Source organism: Streptomyces sp. NP-1717 (assembly GCF_022695985.1).
Classification (GTDB): domain Bacteria; phylum Actinomycetota; class Actinomycetes; order Streptomycetales; family Streptomycetaceae; genus Streptomyces.
On record NZ_JAAPBF010000065.1, the window covers coordinates 1 to 19865 of the forward strand.

A 19865-nucleotide genomic window follows, 5' to 3' on the forward strand; every position below is an offset into this window, starting at 1 on the left:
TGCCGCAGCCCGCCGAGACGTGGAGGTAGGACGTGCGGCCCCCCGCGTCGTACGTCGACAGGCCCCGCGCGCGGGCCGTGTCCAGGTCGCAGTTGGTGACCACGGCGCCGTAGAACGGGATGCGGAGCTGGCCGCCGTGGGTGTGACCGCCCAGGATCAGGGGGTAACCGTCCGAGGTGAACGCCTCCAGCGAGCGGAGGTACGGGGCGTGGACCACGCCGATCGACAGGTCCGCGTCGGGCTCCGGGCCGCCCGCGACCTCGGCGTAGCGGTCGCGCTTGATGTGCGGGTCGTCGACGCCCGTGAGGGCGATCTCGTGGCCGTCGATCTTGAGCCGCCCGCGGGCGTTGGTGAGGCCCACCCAGCCCGCCGCGTCGAAGGCGTCGCGCATCGGCTCCCACGGGTTGTGGACGACGTTGACGGCCGGGGCGTTGCCGTTCAGACCGTGCTTGCCCTGGGCCTTCTCGTAGATGTAGCGCGCCGGGTTGCGCAGCGCGGGGCCGTAGTAGTCGTTGGAGCCGAAGACGTAGACGCCCGGGAACTCCATCAGGGGGCCCAGCGCGTCGAGCACCTCCGGTACGCCCTCCGGGTCGGAGAGGTTGTCGCCGGTGTTGACGACGAAGTCGGGGCGCAGGCCGGCCAGGGAGCGGAGCCAGCGCTGTTTCTTGCGCTGGCCGCTGACCATGTGGATGTCCGAGACGTGGAGGACCCGCAGCGGCCGCATGCCTTCGGGCAGTACGGGGACGGACACCCGTCGCAGTCGGAAGGAGCGGGCCTCGAAACCGGCGGCGTAGGCGATGCCGGCCGCCCCGACGGCCGCGATTCCCGCGGTGACTTTCAGGGGGACTCCGTAGCGTGCGCGCATGGTGTCATCGTCGCAGACCCGCACCGCCCGCGCGGTCACACCCCCGATCACCCGACGATCATCCGAAGGTACGGAGCACCTCCCGCGCACGGCCGCGCGGCGGCGCCGGAAAACTCGTCGGCGGTCCTTGGGCCGTACCTGACACACTGTGCGCATGACCACGCTCAAGTCAAAGCTGCACGACGACCTCATCGCCGCGATCAGGGCACGCGACGAGCTGCGTTCCGCCACCCTCCGGCTGACCCTCGCTGCGATCTCCAAGGAGGAGGTCTCCGGTAAGTCGGCGCGTGAGCTCTCCGACGACGAGGTGCAGAAGGTGATCGCCAAGGAGGCCAAGAAGCGCCGCGAGGCGGCCGAGGCCTTCGCGCAGGGCGGGCGAACCGAGCAGGCGGAGCGGGAGAAGGCGGAGGGCGTGCTGCTCGACGCGTATCTGCCGCAGCAGCTGTCCGACGACGAGCTCGGCGCGATCGTGGCGCAGGCGGTCGGTGAGGCGAAGGCCGCCGGCGCCGAGGGGCCGCGTGCGATGGGCGCCGTCATGAAGATCGTCGGGCCGAAGGTCGCGGGCCGTGCCGAGGGCGGTCGCGTCGCCGCCGCGGTGAAGCAGAGCCTCGCCGCCGGCTGACATACGCAGAGGGACGCGAGAGGGGCTCCCGGTCGCGATCGAAGGATCGATCGCGACCGGGAGCCCCTTGTCAGTGGCTGTTACGGCTTCTCACGCCTACCCGAACGTGCCCGGGAAGCCCGGGAACGGGTCGCCCCCGTTCCCCCCGTTGCCGCCGCCGCCCGGCCTGCCGGGACCCTGGCCCGGGTCCTGGTCGCCGTTGCCCCCATCGCCGTCACCGCCCCCGTCGCCATCGCCCTCGCCGCCGTTCCCGCCGTTGTCGCCGCCGCCGTTGTCGCCCGGCCGGTCGCGGCCCTTGTCCTTGTCCTTCTCCGGATCCGGGATGTTGATGGTGTTGAACCCGGGCGCTTCCTTGCCGTCGAGCGCACCGCCCATCGCGTCGCGCCAGATCGGTCCGGGCACGGCGCCACCGAAGACCTTGTCGTGGTACTGGCCGCCGATGGTGATGTCCACCATCTTCTTCTTGTGCGCCGGGTCGCCGACCCACACCGCGCCCGCCATGTTCGGCGTGTAGCCCACGAACCACGCGGCGAGCCGGAAGTCGGTCGTACCGGTCTTGCCGGCGCTCGGCCTGCTGCCGAGGCCCGCCTCCTGGCCCGTACCGTCCTCGACCACGCCCGCCAGCAGTGTGTTTATGGTGTCGGCCGTCTTCTCCGACATCGCCCGCGAGCAGGTCGACTTCGGGACGTCCATCTCCTTGCCGTTCGGGTCGGTGATCGACGAGATGGCGATCGGGGTGCAGTACGTGCCGCGGTTGGCGAACGTGGCGTACCCCGAGGCCATGGTGAGCGGCGACATCTCCTGTGTGCCGAGCGTGATCGACGGGACCTGGTCGATCGCCTTGCCGTTGGCCCGCTCCACGCCCATCTTCCGGGACAGCTCGGTCACCGGGCAGACACCGATCTGGCTGATCAGCTGTACGTAGTAGGTGTTGACCGACTTGGCGGTCGCTTCCTTCATCCCGTACGGGCCGACCTCGGTCTCGTTCTCGTTCTCGACCGGGACGCCCTGGTCCGTCCAGGGACCCTTGCAGGTCTGTACGGGGCTCGGGTAGTCCATCTGGTACGGCGAGGGGTACGACTGCGTCGGCTGGATGCCCTGCTCCAGGGCCGCCGCCGCGACGATGGGCTTGAAGGTCGACCCCGGCTGGTAGCCGGCGCCGCCGCCCATGTCCTCGTCGACGGACAGGTTGATGTACGTCTCGCTCTTGCCGCCGCCGTACGGCCGCGACTGCCCCATGGCCAGGATCTTGCCGGTGCCCGGCTCGACGATCGACAGGGCGGTGGCGACCTCGTCCGTCTTGTAGACGTGCTTCTTGATCGATTCCTGCGCCGATTCCTGCGCCTGCGGGTCGAGCGTCGTCCGGACGGTCAGACCGCCCTGGTTCCAGACCTTGGCCCGGTCCTCCTGCGTCTTGCCGAAGGAGGAGTCGGTGAGGAACACCTTCCGTACGTAGTCGCAGAAGAAGCCCGCGCCCTTGACCGCCGTGATGCAGCCGTTCTTGGGACGGCTCACCTTCAGGTTGATGTCGGTCTTCTTCGCGCGGTCCGCCTCGGCCTGCGAGATGTCCTTCACGTCGGCCATGCGCTGGATCACGGTGTTGCGGCGCTCGGTCGCCTCGTCCGTGTTGTTCACGGGGTCGTACCGGCTCGGCGACTGGACGAGGCCCGCCAGCAGCGCCGCCTCCTCCAGCTTCAGGTCCTTCGCCGACTTGGAGAAGTAGCGGTGGGAGGCGGCCTCGACGCCGTACGCCTGCTGTCCGAAGAAGGTGATGTTCAGGTAGTTCTCGAGGATCTTCTTCTTGCCCAGCTCCTCCTCGACCTGGATCGCGAACTTGAGCTCGCGGATCTTGCGGCCGATGGTCTGCTGGGTGGCCTGGGCGACCTTGTCGGGGTCGTCACCCGCCTCCTCGACGAAGACGTTCTTCACGTACTGCTGGGTGAGGGTCGACGCGCCCTGGGAGACCCCGCCCGACTGCGCGTTGCGATTGGCCGCGCGCAGAACGCCCTTGAGGTCGACCGCGCCGTGCTCGTAGAAGCGCGAGTCCTCGATCGCGACGATCGCCTTCTGCATGTACGGCGACATGTCGGTGAGCGGGACGACCGTGCGGTCGCGTGAGTAGACGGTGGCGATCTGGCCGCCGTCCTTGTCGAGGATCGTGGTGCGCTGACTGAGCGGCGGCGTCTTGAGATTGGCCGGGATCTCGTCGAATCCCTCGACCGTGCCCTTGGCCGCCAGGCCCAGAACTCCGAAGGCGGGCAAGGCGATTCCCGCCAGCACCGCTCCCGCGAGCACACTGACACCGAGGAACTTGGCGGCCTGCTGGGTCCCGGTCAGACCGCCGCCGGAGCGCTTCTTTGGCATGCCAGCAGCCTACGTTGTCATTCGCCGGACACACATAAAGGCTCTGGCCTAAGCTGCACTCAACTGTCACAGCAGTGCGGTTTCGTATCAAGTCCTCGACGTGAGCATCCGGCGAACCACGTTCCGCCATCGACGCGTTGGAAGTCCTGTCCGATTCCGCCTCTTACGTCATCCGACGCCCGTTGTGGCTCAACTGAAACATCCCGACCTGTCGGGGTTCGTCGCGGATGTCCTCGGGTCACTCCCCTGGGTGATCTGCCGCGTACGCATAGTCCGTTCGGGCCATTCAAGAGTGGGCCCGAAGGGGGTGTTGCGCTGTGCCCACCTTCCGTAACGTCCTCAACTGGCAGCGGTGAATATGCCGCTTCCGCCGTGGGGGAGCCTCGATTCGGGAGAGGACGGCGCCGCGATGGGCTGGGTAACCGACTGGAGTGCGCAAGCAGCATGCCGCACTACCGATCCGGATGAATTGTTCGTACAGGGCGCAGCGCAGAACAGGGCCAAGGCGGTGTGCACCGGATGTCCGGTGCGGACGGAGTGCCTGGCCGACGCGCTGGACAACCGCGTCGAATTCGGCGTGTGGGGCGGAATGACCGAGCGGGAGCGACGCGCACTGCTGCGCAGACGCCCCACCGTCACCTCGTGGCGACGGCTGCTCGAAACCGCACGCACCGAGTACGAGCGCAGCGCGGGCATCCTGCCCGCCGGCCTTGAGGACGACGACGAGACGTACGGCTCGCGCCATTACGCCGACGTCATCGACGAGACATGGGCGGCGGTGGGGTAGGCCGTCGTACGCGGCGCGCGGCGGACGCGCGCACTCAATAACCCGCGGGTCGACGGGTCGTCAGCGCGCGCCGGTCACCACGGGGCCGGTCGCGCTGCGCCGCGCGCCACCGCACGGTTCGGCACAGGACCGCCGGCCCAGGGGCCGGTCACGCGGCGCCGGTCGTCGCCGGGCCGGTGACCGGGCTGTGGGTCGTGCACCGTTGGCGATACGCCGTCGGCCACACGCTCACGAGGTCCCGGGTACCGGGTCCTCACCCGCGAGGCGGATGCCGATGGTTCGGAGCCCGGCGAGGTCGTGCACATCGCCGGGAAGTGCCGTGACCTGCGCCACCGGGACCTCCGGGTGGAGCGCGGTGAAGCGGTCGCGGGTGCGCTGCTCACGCTTAAGTACCTGCATACGTTCGGCATGCAGGCGCAGCAAACCGGCCGTCAGCTGATTGACCGACGGCGGTTGGGACGGCGGTTCGGAAATCGACGGGTCGGACGTACGGGATGCCGCTGGGGCTTCTGGGGCGTCGGGAGATGAGCCCGCGGGGGCAGCGGCCTCACGAACTCCATCCTTCCCGCGGCCCTGATCCACAATGCGACCCTCTTCAAGATTTTCCGCGGCGGCCCGCGCCCGCTCCGCCGACAGCCGGGCGGCGCCGCTGCCGTGCACGCGGTTGAGGACGAGACCGGCGAGCGGCATCCCCTCGGCGGCCAGCCGTTCCACGAAGTACGCCGCCTCGCGCAGCGCGTCCCGCTCCGGCGCTGCGACCACCAGGAACGCCGTGCCGGGCGCCTGGAGCAGCCGGTACGTCGCGTCCGCGCGCGTACGGAAACCGCCGAACATCGTGTCCATCGCGGCCACGAACGTCTGCACGTCGCGCAGGAATTGGCCGCCGAGCAGCTTCCCGAGGGTGCCGGTCATCATCGACATCCCGACGTTCAGGAACTTCATCCCGGCCCGGCCGCCCATCTTCGCCGGGGCCATCAGCAGCCGGATGAACTTCCCGTCCAGGAACGAGCCGAGCCGCTTCGGCGCGTCCAGGAAGTCCAGCGCGGAGCGCGACGGCGGGGTGTCGACGACGATCAGGTCCCACTCGTCGCGCGCCCGCAACTGCCCCAGCTTCTCCATCGCCATGTACTCCTGCGTGCCCGCGAAACCGGCCGACAGGGACTGGTAGAAGGGGTTGTCCAGGATGGCGCGGGCCCGGTCCGGGTCTGCGTGCGCCTCGACGATCTCGTCGAAGGTCCGCTTCATGTCGAGCATCATCGCGTGCAGTTCACCACTGCCCTCGATGCCCTTGACCTGCCGCGGGGTGTTGTCGAGCGAGTCGATGCCCATGGACTGGGCGAGCCGGCGGGCCGGGTCGATGGTCAGCACGACCACCTTGCGGCCGCGCTCCGCCGCCCGTACGCCGAGAGCCGCCGCCGTCGTCGTCTTGCCCACGCCGCCGGAGCCGCAGCACACGATGATGCGCGTCTGCGGGTCGTCGAGCAGCGGATCGACTTCGAGCGGGGCCGCCGCCGGGTCCAGCGTCATCAGACCTCCCCAAGATTCCGTAGCTCCCCCGCCAGGCGGTACAGACCGGCGAGGTCCATCCCCTCGCCGATCAGGGGGAGTTCGTACGTGGGCAGCCCGAGCCGCGCCAGGACGGCTCGCTGTTCGCGCTCCAGCTCCACGCGCTGGGCGTGTTCGGCGGCCTGCTCCAGGAGGGGTCCCACGAGCTTCGTGGGCGCGCCGACGCCGGCCGCCGCGAGCGCCTTGGTGACCTCCTTGCGGCGGTCGCCCGCGACGCCGTTGACGGCCTCCTCGTCGAGGACGTGCGGGCGCACCATGTTCACGATCACCTTGCCGACGGGCAGTTCGGCGCCGCGCAGCTCGCCGACGCCGTCGGCGGTCTCCTGGACGGGCATCTCCTCAAGAAGCGTCACCAGATGCACGGCGGTCCCGGGCGACTTGAGCACCCGCATCACGGCCTGGGCCTGGTTGTATATCGGCCCTATCTTCGCGAGGCCGGCCACCTCGTCGTTCACGTTCAGGAAGCGTGTGATGCGGCCGGTCGGCGGGGCGTCCATCACGACGTAGTCGTACGTGAACCGGCCCCGCTTGTCCCGGCGGCGCACCGCCTCGCACGCCTTGCCCGTCAGCAGGACGTCCCGGACGCCCGGCGCGATCGTGGTGGCGAAGTCGATGGCGCCGATCTTCTTCAGGGCGCGGCCCGCGCTGCCGAGCTTGTAGAACATCTGGAGGTAGTCGAGGAGAGCGCGCTCGGCGTCGATGGCCAGCGCGAACACCTCGCCGCCCCCCGGGGCGACAGCGATCTTCCGTTCCTCGTAAGGAAGCGCCTCCGTTTCGAAGAGCTGTGCGATGCCCTGTCTGCCCTCGACCTCCACAAGGAGGGTGCGTTTGCCCTCCGTCGCGAGGGCGAGCGCGAGGGCGGCGGCGACCGTCGTCTTACCGGTGCCCCCCTTGCCGCTGACGACCTGGAGCCTGCTCACACATTCGAGCCTAACCAGTCGGACCGCGCGCTACGCACGAGGTGGTCCACGGGCTCCGTTCGAGATCGTCCACGGGCTCTGCACAGGGCCGTCGCGCGGTGCGGATACAGTCGGCCCATGACGAAGTGGGAGTACGCGACTGTTCCTCTGCTCGTGCACGCGACGAAGCAGATTCTGGACACCTGGGGCGAGGACGGCTGGGAGCTCGTCCAGGTGATTCCGGGCCCGAACAACCCCGAGCAGCTGGTGGCCTATCTGAAGCGAGAGAAGTCCGCATGAGCGGCGCTGTCGAGGCGGCTCTCGCCGAGCTGGGGCTGACGGTTCCGCAGGTCGTACCGCCGCTCGCGGCGTATCAGCCGGCCGTGCGCTCCGGTGTGTACGTCTACACGGCGGGGCAGCTCCCGATGGTGGAGGGCAAGCTTCCGGTGACCGGCAAGGTCGGCGCCGAGGTGACGCCCGAGGAGGCCAAGGACCTCGCCCGGATCTGCGCGCTCAACGCGCTGGCCGCCGTGAAGTCCGTCGCCGGTGATCTGGACCGCGTCGCGCGCGTGGTGAAGGTCACGGGATTCGTGGCCTCCGCATCGGACTTCACGGGCCAGCCCGCCGTCCTCAACGGCGCGAGCGAGCTGTTCGGCCAGGTCTTCGGCGACAAGGGCGTGCACGCGCGCAGCGCGGTCGGTGTCGCCGTACTGCCGCTGGACGCCCCGGTCGAGATCGAGATCCAGGTGGAGCTGGTCGCGGACTGACGTCCGCGGCCGGCCGGCCGGAGAGTGCGGGGGCGGCGCGGAGTTCGCTTCGCGGCGCCGGCCGGCCGCCGTCGCGCCGTCGTCGGGCCGCCTGCCGGCCGCCGTCGCTTCGGCGCGGGGTCCCCGGACCCCGGGAAGTGGCTCTCGAACATCGCCGGGGAAGCCCGTAGCATCCCGGCATGTCCAATGGTCAGTGGTTCCCGCCCGAGTGGTCCGGCCGCATCCGCGCGCTCGCCCTGGGCGAGCTCAGCGTGGCCCCCGCACGGCGGGCCGCGACCGTGATGCTGCTGCGCGACAACGCCGACGGCCCCTCCGTACACATGCTGCGCCGACGCACCTCCATGGCCTTCGCCGGAGGTGCGTACGCGTATCCGGGCGGTGGCGTCGACCCGCGCGACGACGACCGGCACGTCCGCTGGGCCGGGCCGGGGCGCGAGGTGTGGGCGGGGCGGCTCGGCGTCGACGCCGCGTCCGCGCAGGCCATCGTCTGCGCGGCGGTGCGCGAGACGTACGAGGAGGCCGGGGTCCTGCTCGCGGGCGAGACGGCCGGGACCGTCGTCGGCGACACCACGGGGGACGACTGGGAGGCGGACCGCGCCGCTCTCGTCGACCGTGAGCTGTCCTTCGCGGAGTTCCTGGACCGGCGCGGGCTGACGCTGCGCAGCGATCTGCTGGCGGCGTGGACCCGGTGGATCACCCCCGAGTTCGAGCCGAAGCGGTACGACACCTGGTTCTTCGTGGCCGCGCTGCCGGCCGGGCAGCGTACGCGCAACGCCTCTACAGAGGCTGACCGGACGGTGTGGATCCGGCCGGCGGACGCGGCGCGCGGATACGACGAGGGCGAGCTGCTGATGATGCCGCCCACCGTCGCGACCCTGCGTCAGCTCCAGCCGTACGGCACCGCCGCCGACGCGCTCGGCGCGGCCGCGGGGCGGGATCTCGCGCCCGTGCTGGCGAAGCCGAGGGTGGAGGGCGACGAGGTGGTTCTCGCCTGGCCCGGCCAAGAGGAGTTCACCAAGCGCGTGCCACTGCGCGTACCGATGGGGGGTGGCGACCGATGACGGACGCCGCCGCCCTGCCGGGCCAGCCGCGCGGAGGCGTGCTCTCGGGCGCCGCGACGGCCCGCGCGGTCAACGTGCTCGCGCCCAATCCGTCCGCGATGACCCTGGACGGCACGAACACCTGGATCGTCTCCGAGCCGGACTCCGCGCTCGCCGTCGTGATCGACCCCGGTCCGCTCGACGAGGCGCATCTTCAGGAGGTCGTCGCCACCGCCGAGCGCGCGGGCAAGCGCGTCGCGCTGACCCTCCTCACCCACGGTCACCCGGACCACGCGGAGGGCGCGGCGCGCTTCGCCGAGCTGACGCGTACGTCCGTACGGGCCCTGGATCCGGCCCTGCGCCTCGGCGACGAGGGGCTGGCGGCCGGTGACGTCGTCACGGAGGGCGGGCTGGAGCTGCGTGTCGTGGCGACCCCCGGGCACACCTCGGACTCGCTCTGCTTCCATCTGCCGGCCGACCGCGCGGTGCTGACCGGCGACACGATCCTCGGCCGCGGTACGACGATGGTGGCCCACCCGGACGGCAGGCTCGGCGACTACGTGGACTCGCTGCGGCGGCTCCGCTCGCTGACCGTCGACGACGGTGTCCATACGGTGCTGCCGGGGCACGGGCCCGTACTGGAGGACGCCCAGGGGGCGGTGGAGTACTACCTCGCGCACCGCGCGAGCCGTCTCGCGCAGGTGGAGACGGCGGTGGAGAACGGCTTCCGGTCACCGGCGGAGATCGTGGCGCATGTGTACGGAGGCAGCGGCGTGGACCGGTCCCTGTGGCCGGCGGCGGAACTCTCGGTGCGCGCGCAGTTGGAGTACCTGCGGGAGCACGGGCTGATCTCCGGGATGTAGCGACCGGTCCGTCCCCGGGTGAACGTTCAGCCCTCAAGCGTCGGACGGGCCGCATACACGGCCCGTCCGGACGCTGGAGGACATCAGCCGGCCCGACCGCTGCTTCAGGCCCACGGCTCCGTGTGAGGCGTCAGCGCGAGCGCTTCGCGAGGCGTTCGACGTCCAGGAGGATCACCGCGCGGGCCTCCAGGCGCAGCCAGCCGCGCTGGGCGAAGTCGGCGAGCGCCTTGTTGACCGTCTCGCGGGACGCGCCGACCAGCTGGGCCAGCTCCTCCTGCGTCAGGTCGTGGACGACGTGAATGCCCTCCTCCGACTGCACGCCGAAGCGGCGCGACAGGTCGAGGAGCGCACGGGCGACACGGCCCGGCACGTCGGAGAAGACCAGGTCGGACATCTGGTCGTTCGTCTTGCGCAGACGCCGGGCGACGGCGCGCAGCAGGGCGGTGGCCACCTCGGGGCGGGCGTTCAGCCAGGGCTGGAGGTCGCCGTGGCCGAGACCGAGGAGCTTGACCTCGGTGAGCGCGCTCGCGGTGGCGGTGCGCGGGCCAGGGTCGAAGAGTGACAGCTCACCGATCAGTTCGCCGGGGCCGAGGACGGCCAGCATGTTCTCCCGGCCGTCGGGGGAGGTGCGGTGCAGTTTGACCTTGCCCTCGGTGACCACGTAGAGGCGGTCGCCGGGGTCGCCTTCGTGGAACAGCGCGTCGCCACGGGCGAGCGTCGTCTCACTCATCGAGGCGCGGAGCTCCGCGGCCTGCTCGTCGTCGAGCGCCGCGAAGAGCGGGGCGCGTCGTAGAACGTCGTCCACGAATTCTCTCCTTGTCGACCTGCTCAGGGGACCTTCGGTCACCATGATGCCGGACGTGCTGCGTGTTCACGGGTGGCTCGGGCCGGCGGCGACTCTGTCTCCGTACCGGGCACCCATTGTCGAAAACGTGCGATCAGTCACAAGTTTGACGCACCGCGGCCCCGGAGCGTGCCCCGGGGCCCGATTCGGGTGGTGATCGGCCGGGGCCGGGGCGGATGTCAGTGCCGGGCTCTACGCTGGCCGGGTGTCCAACTCGCCGGTGAGAGGGCAGCCCAAGGGAGCTGGAAGAGTGTCACCGAAGCAGAATTCCGCTGTGGGCGAACAGCCTTCCGCGAAGTCGAACAAAGCCGCAAAAGGCGCAAGCGCGAAGCCCGCGAGTCGTAAGCCGGCCGATGCCGAGCCGAACGGGTCCGCGACGTCCGCGACCACGCCTGCGACCACGCCCGCGAGCGCCAAGTCCGCCGGGTCCGCCGCCGCCAGGCGGCCCAAGAGCGCCAAGCCGGAGTCCCGCCTGGCGATGGTCCGTCGCGCCCGCCGGATAAACCGCGAGCTCGCCGACGTCTATCCGTACGCCCATCCGGAGCTGGACTTCCGCGACCCCTTCGAACTGCTCGTCGCCACGGTCCTGTCCGCCCAGACGACGGACCTGCGCGTCAACCAGACGACGCCCGCGCTCTTCGCGAAGTACCCGACGCCGGAGGACATGGCGGCCGCCGTGCCCGAGGAACTGGAGGAGGTGATCCGCCCCACGGGATTCTTCCGCGCCAAGGCGAGGTCCCTCATAGGGCTGTCGACGGCGCTCCGTGACCGTTACGACGGCGAGGTGCCCGGCACGCTGAAGGACCTCGTGACGCTGCCCGGCGTCGGCCGCAAGACAGCCAATGTCGTGCTGGGCAACGCGTTCGGCGTCCCCGGCCTCACCGTCGACACCCACTTCGGCCGGCTCGTGCGCCGCTGGAAGTGGACCGACCAGGAGGATCCGGAGAAGGTCGAGGCGGAGATCGCCGCGATCTTCCCCAAGAGCGAGTGGACGATGCTCTCGCACCGGATCATCTTCCACGGGCGCCGGGTCTGTCACTCCCGTAAACCGGCGTGCGGCGCCTGCCCCATCGCGCACCTCTGCCCCTCCTACGGAGAGGGCGAGACCGACCCGGAGAAGGCCAGGAAGCTGCTCAAGTACGAGATGGGCGGCTACCCGGGGCAGCGGCTCTCCCCGCCGCCGGACTACCCGGGCAAGCCGGCACCGCCCCTCGGCACACCCGCCGGGGCGGAATGAGCGCCCACGCGGTGAGCACGCGGCGGGCCGGAGCCGTATCACCGGACAGAACGGCGGGCCACCGAAGCGGGAGATCGGGAGAGGAAGGGCTGCGGCGCATGCGGCTGGAACGATCCGGGGGACGGTCGGCGTTGTACGTCGGGGGTCGCCGATGACACGAGCTGACACACATGACGCACGCACCGCACGCACCACTGGAGCCTCACGCGCAGCAGAAGACTCACGCGCGGAACGAGTCCACGACCAGACCACTCGATTCCACGACAGAGCCGTGACCGACGTCCCCGTCACCACCGAGGGCCTGCCCGACTGGCTGGACCCGGTGGTGCGCGCCACACGGACCGTCGCGCCGGAGCAGCTGAGCCGCTTCCTGCCGCCCGCGAACGGCCTCGGGCGCCAGTCCGCCGTCCTCATCCTCTTCGGTGAGGGCGAGCGCGGCCCGGAGCTGCTGCTGATGGAGCGGGCCAGCACGCTGCGCGCGCACGCCGGACAGGCATCCTTCCCCGGCGGCGCCCTCGACCCCGAGGACGGCGATCCGGCGACCACCGGACCGCTGCGCGCCGCGCTTCGGGAGGCCGAGGAGGAGACCGGGCTCGACCCCACCGGCGTCCAGCTCTTCGGTGTGCTGCCCAAGCTGTACATCCCGGTGAGCGAGTTCGTCGTGACCCCGGTGCTCGGCTGGTGGCACACCCCCACCCCGGTCGGCGCGGTCGATCTCGCGGAGACCGCGCGGGTCTTCGCCGTGCCCGTGGCGGATCTCACGGACCCGGCCAACCGCGTGACGGCCACCCACCCCAGTGGTGTCCACAGCCCCGCGTTCACGGTCGCATCGGCGCTCGTCTGGGGCTTCACCGCAGGGGTGATCGACCGCATTCTGCACTTCTCGGGCTGGGAGCGCCCGTGGGACCGCTCGAAGGAGGTCCCGCTCGACCGGCGCTCATGACAGGCTTGCCCAACGGCTGTCGCGGCCCGGTGATACGGCGCCCGACAGCGATTCCGCCGCAGGTCCGGACCCCCACCCGACGGGGCGACGGGAGACGCATCAGCGAGGCTAGCGAGGCTATTGACGGTGAACGTGCTGGACATCCTGCTGCTGCTCGCCGCCGTGTGGTTCGCGATCGTGGGCTACCGCCAGGGCTTCGTCGTGGGCATCCTGTCCGTGATCGGCTTCCTCGGCGGCGGTCTCGTCGCGGTCTATCTGCTCCCGGTGCTCTGGGACCAGATCACCGAGGAAGCCGAGGTCACGACGACGGCCACGGTCGTCGCCGTCGTCGTCGTGATCGTCTGCGCCTCCGTGGGCCAGGCCTTCACCACCCACCTCGGCAACAAGCTCCGCCGCTACATCACCTGGTCCCCGGCGCGCGCCGTGGACGCGACGGGCGGCGCGCTCGTCAACGTCGTCGCCATGCTGCTGGTCGCCTGGCTGATCGGCTCCGCCCTCGCCGGGACCTCCCTGCCGACGCTCGGCAAGGAGGTCCGCAACTCGAAGGTCCTGCTGGGCGTCTCGCGCGTGATGCCGGGTCAGGCGGCGACCTGGTTCACGGGCTTCTCCTCCGTCCTCGCGCAGAACGGCTTCCCCCAGGTCTTCAGCCCGTTCGCCAACGAGCCGATCACCGCCGTCGCCCCGCCGGACCCGGCGCTCGTCGGCAGCCCCGTCGCGGCCCGCGCGCAGCGCTCCATCGTCAAGGTGGTCGGTACGGCACAGAGCTGCAGCAAGGTCCTCGAAGGCACCGGCTTCGTCTTCGCCGAGCGCCGCGTCATGACCAACGCGCATGTGGTGGGCGGCGTGGACGAGCCCACGGTCCAGATAGGCGGCGAGGGCCGGCTCTACGACGCCAAGGTCGTCCTCTACGACTGGGAACGGGACATCGCCGTCCTCGACGTGCCCGACCTGCGCGCGCCCGTGCTCCAGTTCTCCGACAAGGACGCCGTCACCGGCGACGGCGCGATCGTCGCGGGCTTCCCGGAGAACGGCGCGTACGACGTGCGCTCGGCCCGTGTCCGGGGCCGTATCAACGCCAACGGCCCGGACATCTACCGGCGCGGAGAGGTCCGGCGCGACGTCTACTCGCTCTTCGCGACCGTCCGGCAGGGCAACTCCGGCGGCCCGCTGCTCACCACCGACGGCAAGGTGTACGGAGTGATCTTCGCCCGGTCGCTCGACGACCCCAACACCGGATACGCCCTGACGGCGGACGAGATCCGCGAGGACATCGAGCTGGGCCGCTCGGCCAACCAGCAGGTCGACAGCCAGGGATGCGCGCTGTAGAGACCCGGGACACCGCACGGTGCGCCGGGGCGGGCAGCCCGTACGACGACACGCCTGTACGAGGACGGGCCGGGCCAGGAGATCCTGGTCCGGCCCGGCTCTGTCCTCCGTTGTCCAGTGCGCCAGTACTTCCGCGATGTTCCGGTCGTCGTTCCGGTTCTTGTTCCGGTGCTCCTTCTCGCTTCCCCTGATCCCGGTTACGCCGTGCCTAGCCGCGGGGATGCCGCAGCCGTGCCGAGACCCAACGGGCCCTTCGGCGGAGAATCAGTGGAATACCGAGTCGGAGATCGTGGCCCTGATCTTCCGGACCGCCCCTCTCGTGGGTGATCGGCACAGTGGCCGAGCGGCGGTTGCGTGCTGCGTCACCGTAGTCGTGCGTCCAGCCCATACCACGACGTGTGCCCGGGCCCCATGGTCGGTAATCGCGCACACGTCGGCCAATTGGCCTATGCGCCAGGCAATTGGCAGTTCGTCGTACAAGTGTTCCCGAGGGGGCGCGTGAGCCGTGGCGGCCCCGCCCGCGCGGCGCTGATCAGCGGTCGGGCTCGGGGTCCCGCAGCCAGTTGATGAGCTCCGTGGAGAACGCCACCGGGTCCTCCTCATGCGGAAAATGGCCAAGACCGTCGAACAGCCGCCAGCGGTAAGGGGCTTCGACGTACTCGGCGGACCCGGCCGTACTGCGCGTCCGCATCGCCGGATCCAGCGAGCCGTGCAGCTGGAGGGTCGGCACACGCACGGGGCGCTTCATCCGCCGGTTGAACTGGATCCCGTCCGGCCGCGCCATCGACCGCACCATCCACCGGTACGGCTCGATCGAGCAGTGCGCCGTGGAGGGGATGGTCATCGCCCGCCGGTAGATGTCGACCGTCTTGTCGTCGGGCGGCTGCGGCCCCGACCAGCCGCGGATCAGATCCCCCACCAGCGCCCCGTCGTCCGCGACGAGCTGACGCTCAGGCAGCCACGGCCGCTGGAAGCCCCAGATGTACGAGCCGGCCCTGCTCTGCGAGAAGTCCGACAGCATCGCCGACCGCCAGCGGCGCGGATGCGGCATCGACGACACCGCGAGCCGGCGCACCAGCTTCGGCCGCATCACGGCGGCCGTCCAGGCGAGGTACCCGCCGAGGTCGTGCCCGACGAGCGCGGCGTCCGGCTCGCCGAGCGAGCGCACCACACCGGTGATGTCGAGGGCCAGATTGGCGGGGTCGTAACCGCGGGGCGTACGGTCGCTGCCGCCCACGCCCCGCAGGTCCATCGCGACGGCCCGGTACCCGGCCTCGGCGAGCGCGGGCAGCTGATGCCGCCAGGTCCACCAGAACTGCGGGAAGCCGTGGAGCAGCAGCACCAGCGGCCCGTCGCCCATCTCGGCGATATGGAAGCGGGCCCCGTTGGCGGCCACGTCCCGGTGCGTCCAGGGGCCGTCGAGGCGCACATCGGTCGCGACCGTCGCGCCGGGGGTGGTGCCGTTGGGGGTGCCAGAGCCGTTTTCGGGGGCGGTCATGCAGACGAGCGTGCCACAGTCTCGCCCACCTCATGGACGGGGCGCGGATGTGGCTTGACCGTCTGGAGGACGGCGGCGGACTGCTTGGCGGACGCGATGGACTTCTCCGGCGGCTTGACCTTCTTGAACTTGCGCATCGCGATCAGGCCCAGCACTCCCGCCAGGAGCAGGAACGCCCCTCCCACGATCAGGAACGACCACGCGAGCCCGAGGCCCCAGTTGTGGATCCCGTACGCGGCGGCGAAGCTCAGCACCGGCAGCGAGAAGAGCGCGAACACTCCCGCGATGCCGATCGCGGCGCTGCCCGTCACACCCCGCTTGACGTCCTGTCGCAGTTCCGCCTTGGCCAGCGCGATCTCGTCGTGCACCAGCGCGGACATCTCGGCGGTCGCCGATGAGACCAACTGGCCGAGACTGCGGTCGCCGTTGAGCCGCACGGCTGGAACGGTGTCGGCTTTGGTGGTCACGGCGGCATGGCTGCCGGGGTCGCTCATCGTTGACTCCCTCGTTTCGGCTGCGCTCTCGCAGATCTGGGATTCTTCCGGCTCTGCGCCTTCAGATCATGCCGGATGTCAGATCATGCCGGACCGGCGCCGTCCTTGCGCGTCGCTGCGGCGTGTTCCGCCAACCGGCGGTGCTCAGCCGCCTTCCCTTCGTGGATGGCGGCCATTCTCAAGTGGTACGCCGGATCGTCCTGCTCGTAGATGTCCGGAACGCCGTCCATGTCCCCGTCGAGCTCCTCGGCGTCGTACAGCGCCCGGTACGTACGGACCCGCACGCGCAGCAGCACGGCGGCGAGTACGGCGGCGATCACCGAACCCGCCAGGACGGCCGCCTTCACCTCGTCCGTCAGCGCCGGATCGCCGGAGAAGGCCAGCTCGCCGATGAGCAGCGAGACCGTGAAGCCGATACCGGCGAGCGTCGCCACCGCCAGGATGTCCGGCCAGGCCAGATCCTCGTTGAGCTTCGCGCGGGTGAAGCGCGCGGTCAGCCAGGTGCCGCCGAAGATGCCGAGCGCCTTGCCGACGACGAGGCCGAGGACCACTCCCAGCGTCTCCGGCCGGGTGAAGACGGTGGTCAGCGCGCCGCCGCTGACCGGGACACCCGCCGAGAAGAGCGCGAACAGCGGTACCGCGAGACCGGCCGACAGCGGTCGGACGAGGTGTTCGACACGCTCGCCGGGCGACTGCTCCTCGCCCTCGTGCCTGACGCAGCGGAGCATCAGACCCATCGCGACGCCCGCGACGGTGGCGTGGACGCCGCTGTTGTACATCAGGGCCCAGACGACGAGCGCCAGCGGGACGTACACGTACCAGCCCCGGACGCCCTTCCTGAGGAGGAGCCAGAAGACGGCGAGAGCCACGACGGCGCCGGCCAGGGCCACGAGGTCGATGTCGCTGGTGAAGAAGATCGCGATGATCAGGATCGCGAAGAGGTCGTCCACGACGGCGAGCGTCAGGAGGAAGGCGCGCAGCGCGGACGGCAGTGAGGTGCCGAGGACGGCGAGCACGGCGAGAGCGAAGGCGATGTCGGTGGCCGTGGGCACGGCCCAGCCGTCCGTGGAGCCGCCGCCCACCACGTTGACCAGCACATAGACGAGCGCGGGCATGATCATGCCGCACAGCGCCGCGATCACGGGGAGGGCGGCGGCCTTCGGGTCGCGCAGCTCTCCGGCGACCAGTTCGCGCTTCAGCTCGATGCCGGCGACGAAGAAGAAGACGGCGAGGAGCCCGTCGGCGGCCCAGTGCCGTACGGAGAGGTCGAGGCCGAGCGAGGCGGGGCCGAGATGGTAGTCGCCGACGGCCGTGTAGCTGGCGCTGATCGGGGTGTTGGCCCAGATCAGCGCGACGATCGCGGCCACGAGCAGCAGGACACCGCCGACCGTCTCGGTACGGAGCGCGGTCGCGATATACGTCCGCTCGGGGAGCGGCAGGCGTCCGAGGAAGGTGCGCGGGGTGGCCACAGGAGAACTCCGGTCGGTTCGGCGGGCATGACGAATCACCTGCCGACCAGACTTCCCGGCGCACCTTTGGTTCCTTATTACATTGTTGACGCGCCGCCCACTTTACAAAGAGGAGCCCCCGGCGCGGTGCGGCGGGGGCTCCTGCTTCACTGCGGGGGCTCAGTCCTCGCTGGTCGCGCTCGGGAGCTGGGTCTGGATCAGCTCCATGACCGAGGAGTCGGTGAGCGTCGTGACGTCACCGAGCTGACGGTTCTCCGCGACGTCGCGCAGCAGCCGCCGCATGATCTTGCCCGACCGGGTCTTCGGCAGCTCGGCCACCGGCAGGATCCGCTTCGGCTTGGCGATCGGCCCCAGCGCCGTACTGACGTGGTTGCGCAACTCCGCCACCAGGCCGTCGTCCACCGACGCCGTACCGCGCAGGATGACGAAAGCGACGATCGCCTGGCCGGTCGTCTCGTCCGCCGCGCCGACGACGGCCGCCTCGGCGACCTTCGGGTGCGAGACCAGGGCCGACTCGACCTCCGTGGTGGAGATGTTGTGGCCGGAGACCAGCATGACGTCGTCGACCCGGCCCAGCAGCCAGATGTCGCCGTCGTCGTCCTTCTTGGCACCGTCGCCCGCGAAGTACTTGCCCTCGAAGCGCGACCAGTAGGTGTCGATGAACCGCTGGTCGTCGCCCCAGATGGTGCGGAGCATCGACGGCCACGGCTCGGTGAGGACGAGGTATCCGCCGCCGCCGTTCGGCACCTCGTTGGCCTCGTCGTCCACGACGGTCGCCGAGATGCCGGGGAGCGCGCGCTGCGCGGAGCCGGGCTTGGCCTCGGTGACACCGGGCAGCGGGGAGATCATCATGCCGCCGGTCTCGGTCTGCCACCAGGTGTCCACGACGGGGGTCTTGCCCGCGCCGATGTTCTGCCGGTACCAGATCCAGGCCTCGGGGTTGATCGGCTCACCGACCGAGCCCAGCACGCGCAGCGACGACAGATCGAACTTGGCGGGGATGTCGTCGCCCCACTTCATGAACGTACGGATCGCGGTCGGCGCCGTGTAGAGGATCGTCACGCCGTACTTCTGGACGATCTCCCAGAAGCGCCCCTGGTGCGGGGTGTCGGGCGTGCCCTCGTACATGACCTGCGTCGCGCCGTTGGCCAGCGGTCCGTACACGATGTACGAGTGGCCGGTGACCCAGCCGACGTCGGCCGTGCACCAGTAGACGTCCGTCTCCGGCTTGAGGTCGAAGACCGCGTGGTGGGTGTACGCCACCTGGGTGAGATAGCCGCCCGAGGTGTGCAGGATGCCCTTGGGCTTACCCGTCGTGCCGGACGTGTACAGGATGAAGAGCGGGTGCTCGGCGTCGAACGGCTCCGGCGTGTGCTCGGCGGACTGCCGGTCGACGATGTCGTGCCACCACACGTCCCGGCCCTCGCTGAAGGCGGTCTCCTGCCCGGTGCGGCGTACCACCAGGACGTGCTCGACCTGCGGGCAGCGGGAGACGGCGTCGTCGATCGCGGGCTTGAGCGCGCTCGGCTTGCCGCGCCGGTAGCCGCCGTCGGAGGTGATGACGAGCTTGGCGTCGGCGTCCTGGATACGGGAGGCGACGGCGTCGGCCGAGAAGCCGCCGAAGACCACGGAGTGGGCGGCGCCGATACGGGCGCAGGCCAGCATCGCCACGGCCGTCTCGGGGATCATCGGCATGTAGATGGCGACGCGGTCGCCCTTGGTCACACCGAGCTCGGTGAGCGCGTTCGCGGCCCGTGAGACCTCGTCCTTCAGGTCGGCGTAGGTGAGGGAGCGGCTGTCGCCCGGCTCGCCCTCGAAGTGGATGGCGACCCGGTCGCCGTTGCCCGCCTCGACGTGGCGGTCCACGCAGTTGTACGCGACATTGAGCTCGCCGTCCGCGAACCACTTCGCGAAGGGCGGGTTCGACCAGTCGAGGGTCTCGGTCGGTTCGGTGGCCCAGGTGAGCCGCCGGGCCTGCTCGGCCCAGAAGCCAAGCCTGTCCGCGGCGGCCTGCTCATACGCCTCCGCCGTCACATTGGCGTTGGCGGCCAGCTCGGCCGGTGGCGCGAACCTCCGCTCTTCCTTGAGCAGGTTGGCCAGGCTTTCGTTGCTCACGACATCTCCCTTTCCCAGGGCGTCCTATGTGTCCCCGGGCCTAGCTCATCAGGCAGATGCCCGGGTGACAAGGGTCTTCAGGAAATTGGTTTAGACCTATGCGGCTGGGCTTACGGGTGGGCTGAACGAGTAAGTGGCCCCGTTCCCCGGCTGTGGTGGGGAACGG

The 19865-nt window shown here is 70.3% G+C and carries 19 protein-coding genes; 9 read left to right on the forward strand and 10 right to left on the reverse strand.

The annotated features are described in order from the left end of the window. Positions 1-865 (reverse strand): metallophosphoesterase (locus GXP76_RS16050; RefSeq protein WP_242572197.1); only part of this gene is annotated, 865 nt, incomplete at its 3' end. Positions 866-1019: 154 nt separating this feature from the next. Between GXP76_RS16050 and GXP76_RS16055 the strand changes: the two genes are divergently transcribed. After that, on the forward strand, positions 1020-1487 hold the full coding sequence (locus GXP76_RS16055; RefSeq protein WP_242572198.1) for a GatB/YqeY domain-containing protein: 468 nt from the start codon (positions 1020-1022) through the stop codon (positions 1485-1487). Between the two features lie 96 nt (positions 1488-1583). On the opposite strand, the gene GXP76_RS16060 is transcribed toward GXP76_RS16055, so the two are convergent. Further along, positions 1584-3851, reverse strand: a complete 2268-nt coding sequence (locus GXP76_RS16060; RefSeq protein WP_242572199.1) for a transglycosylase domain-containing protein — start codon at positions 3849-3851, stop codon at positions 1584-1586. A gap of 409 nt (positions 3852-4260) precedes the next feature. Between GXP76_RS16060 and GXP76_RS16065 the strand changes: the two genes are divergently transcribed. Next, positions 4261-4638, forward strand: coding sequence for a WhiB family transcriptional regulator (locus GXP76_RS16065; protein WP_187280032.1), 378 nt, complete (start codon positions 4261-4263; stop codon positions 4636-4638). Positions 4639-4866: 228 nt separating this feature from the next. On the opposite strand, the gene GXP76_RS16070 is transcribed toward GXP76_RS16065, so the two are convergent. Further along, positions 4867-6165, reverse strand: coding sequence for an ArsA family ATPase (locus GXP76_RS16070; protein WP_242572200.1), 1299 nt, complete (start codon positions 6163-6165; stop codon positions 4867-4869). Next, positions 6165-7124 (reverse strand): ArsA-related P-loop ATPase, encoded by a 960-nt coding sequence (locus GXP76_RS16075; RefSeq protein WP_242572201.1) that lies wholly within the window; start codon positions 7122-7124, stop codon positions 6165-6167. Before GXP76_RS16075 ends, GXP76_RS16070 begins: the two co-directional genes overlap by 1 nt. 117 nt (positions 7125-7241) lie before the next feature. On the opposite strand from GXP76_RS16075, the gene GXP76_RS16080 reads away from it, so the two are divergent. The 4 genes from GXP76_RS16080 (at position 7242) to GXP76_RS16095 (ending at position 9773) form a co-directional block, all read left to right on the forward strand. Further along, positions 7242-7403 carry a DUF4177 domain-containing protein gene (locus GXP76_RS16080; protein WP_023539689.1) on the forward strand — a complete coding sequence of 54 codons (162 nt, stop codon included), beginning with the start codon at positions 7242-7244 and terminating at the stop codon, positions 7401-7403. Then, a complete protein-coding gene (locus GXP76_RS16085; RefSeq protein ID WP_242572202.1) occupies positions 7400-7870 on the forward strand; it encodes a RidA family protein in 471 nt (156 codons plus the stop codon). Before GXP76_RS16080 ends, GXP76_RS16085 begins: the two co-directional genes overlap by 4 nt. A 179-nt stretch (positions 7871-8049) precedes the next feature. Beyond that, the gene (locus GXP76_RS16090; protein ID WP_242572203.1) at positions 8050-8931 is read left to right on the forward strand and encodes an NUDIX hydrolase; all 882 of its coding nucleotides are present in this window, start codon (positions 8050-8052) and stop codon (positions 8929-8931) included. Continuing rightward, positions 8928-9773: an MBL fold metallo-hydrolase gene (locus GXP76_RS16095; RefSeq protein WP_242572204.1), complete on the forward strand. Its 846-nt coding sequence runs from the start codon at positions 8928-8930 to the stop codon at positions 9771-9773. The genes GXP76_RS16090 and GXP76_RS16095 overlap by 4 nt, the downstream gene beginning before the upstream one ends. A gap of 130 nt (positions 9774-9903) precedes the next feature. Here the strand turns inward: GXP76_RS16095 and GXP76_RS16100 are convergent, their stop codons facing one another. Continuing rightward, a complete protein-coding gene (locus GXP76_RS16100) occupies positions 9904-10578 on the reverse strand; it encodes a Crp/Fnr family transcriptional regulator (RefSeq protein ID WP_023539685.1) in 675 nt (224 codons plus the stop codon). Between the two features lie 244 nt (positions 10579-10822). On the opposite strand from GXP76_RS16100, the gene nth reads away from it, so the two are divergent. The 3 genes from nth (at position 10823) to GXP76_RS16115 (ending at position 14123) form a co-directional block, all read left to right on the forward strand. Continuing rightward, positions 10823-11854: an endonuclease III gene (gene nth / locus GXP76_RS16105; protein WP_374361230.1), complete on the forward strand. Its 1032-nt coding sequence runs from the start codon at positions 10823-10825 to the stop codon at positions 11852-11854. A 151-nt stretch (positions 11855-12005) separates the two neighbouring features. Beyond that, a complete protein-coding gene (locus GXP76_RS16110) occupies positions 12006-12797 on the forward strand; it encodes a CoA pyrophosphatase (RefSeq protein ID WP_277993441.1) in 792 nt (263 codons plus the stop codon). 126 nt (positions 12798-12923) lie between these two features. Next, positions 12924-14123 carry a MarP family serine protease gene (locus tag GXP76_RS16115; protein WP_242572207.1) on the forward strand — a complete coding sequence of 400 codons (1200 nt, stop codon included), beginning with the start codon at positions 12924-12926 and terminating at the stop codon, positions 14121-14123. Positions 14124-14331: 208 nt separating this feature from the next. Here GXP76_RS16115 and GXP76_RS16120 read toward each other — a convergent pair whose 3' ends face one another. The 5 genes from GXP76_RS16120 to acs form a co-directional block, all read right to left on the reverse strand. Next, entirely contained in the window at positions 14332-14511 is a 180-nt protein-coding gene (locus tag GXP76_RS16120) for a hypothetical protein (protein ID WP_242572208.1), read from the reverse strand. Between the two features lie 144 nt (positions 14512-14655). Beyond that, positions 14656-15621, reverse strand: coding sequence for an alpha/beta fold hydrolase (locus GXP76_RS16125; protein WP_242572209.1), 966 nt, complete (start codon positions 15619-15621; stop codon positions 14656-14658). Beyond that, positions 15618-16115 carry a phage holin family protein gene (locus tag GXP76_RS16130; protein WP_242572210.1) on the reverse strand — a complete coding sequence of 166 codons (498 nt, stop codon included), beginning with the start codon at positions 16113-16115 and terminating at the stop codon, positions 15618-15620. Before GXP76_RS16130 ends, GXP76_RS16125 begins: the two co-directional genes overlap by 4 nt. Positions 16116-16198: 83 nt before the next feature. Next, entirely contained in the window at positions 16199-17584 is a 1386-nt protein-coding gene (gene nhaA, locus GXP76_RS16135; RefSeq protein ID WP_242572211.1) for a Na+/H+ antiporter NhaA, read from the reverse strand. Positions 17585-17743: 159 nt separating this feature from the next. Continuing rightward, positions 17744-19699: an acetate--CoA ligase gene (acs, locus tag GXP76_RS16140; protein ID WP_242572212.1), complete on the reverse strand. Its 1956-nt coding sequence runs from the start codon at positions 19697-19699 to the stop codon at positions 17744-17746. Between the last annotated feature and the right edge of the window lie 166 nt (positions 19700-19865).

Excerpts from the sequence above, each read along its gene's own strand:
- GXP76_RS16125 (WP_242572209.1), bottom strand. The coding sequence starts at position 15,621 with ATGACCGCCCCCGAAAACGGCTCTGGCACCCCCAACGGCACCACCCCC.
- GXP76_RS16110 (WP_277993441.1), top strand. The coding sequence starts at position 12,006 with ATGACACGAGCTGACACACATGACGCACGCACCGCACGCACCACTGGA.
- GXP76_RS16085 (WP_242572202.1), top strand. The coding sequence starts at position 7,400 with ATGAGCGGCGCTGTCGAGGCGGCTCTCGCCGAGCTGGGGCTGACGGTT.
- GXP76_RS16065 (WP_187280032.1), top strand. The coding sequence starts at position 4,261 with ATGGGCTGGGTAACCGACTGGAGTGCGCAAGCAGCATGCCGCACTACC.
- GXP76_RS16130 (WP_242572210.1), bottom strand. The coding sequence starts at position 16,115 with ATGAGCGACCCCGGCAGCCATGCCGCCGTGACCACCAAAGCCGACACC.
- GXP76_RS16080 (WP_023539689.1), top strand. The coding sequence starts at position 7,242 with ATGACGAAGTGGGAGTACGCGACTGTTCCTCTGCTCGTGCACGCGACG.
- GXP76_RS16055 (WP_242572198.1), top strand. The coding sequence starts at position 1,020 with ATGACCACGCTCAAGTCAAAGCTGCACGACGACCTCATCGCCGCGATC.
- GXP76_RS16060 (WP_242572199.1), bottom strand. The coding sequence starts at position 3,851 with ATGCCAAAGAAGCGCTCCGGCGGCGGTCTGACCGGGACCCAGCAGGCC.
- GXP76_RS16095 (WP_242572204.1), top strand. The coding sequence starts at position 8,928 with ATGACGGACGCCGCCGCCCTGCCGGGCCAGCCGCGCGGAGGCGTGCTC.
- GXP76_RS16070 (WP_242572200.1), bottom strand. The coding sequence starts at position 6,165 with ATGACGCTGGACCCGGCGGCGGCCCCGCTCGAAGTCGATCCGCTGCTC.
- GXP76_RS16090 (WP_242572203.1), top strand. The coding sequence starts at position 8,050 with ATGTCCAATGGTCAGTGGTTCCCGCCCGAGTGGTCCGGCCGCATCCGC.
- GXP76_RS16120 (WP_242572208.1), bottom strand. The coding sequence starts at position 14,511 with ATGGGCTGGACGCACGACTACGGTGACGCAGCACGCAACCGCCGCTCG.